The sequence below is a fragment of the Citrobacter sp. TBCS-14 genome (assembly GCF_005280805.1).
In the GTDB taxonomy this organism is placed as follows: Bacteria; Pseudomonadota; Gammaproteobacteria; order Enterobacterales; family Enterobacteriaceae; genus Citrobacter; species Citrobacter gillenii.
The window spans coordinates 1-251 of record NZ_SZWM01000986.1 but is presented as its reverse complement, the minus strand read 5'-3'; the positions used below and the strand labels follow the sequence as shown (position 1 = coordinate 251).

The 251-nt window shown below is 61.8% G+C and carries 1 pseudogene; it reads left to right on the top strand.

Annotation, left to right across the window (positions count from 1 at the left end):
- Positions 1-251: pseudogene (locus FDX22_RS22540) on the top strand (beta-aspartyl-peptidase); the annotation flags it as partial.

Here is a 251-nt window from a genome sequence, read left to right as displayed (position 1 = left end):
CCGGCTTTATCGATCAGCACGTCCATCTGATTGGCGGTGGCGGAGAGGCAGGGCCACATACCCGCACGCCTGAAGTGCGCTTGCCACGACTGGTGGAAGCTGGTGTCACCTCGGTGGTGGGATTGCTGGGTACCGATGGCATCACCCGTCACCCGGAATCGCTGCTGGCGAAAACACGTGCGCTGGAGTTTGAAGGCATCAGCGCATGGATGCTGACCGGGGCCTATTCTCTGCCATCGCCGACCATCACC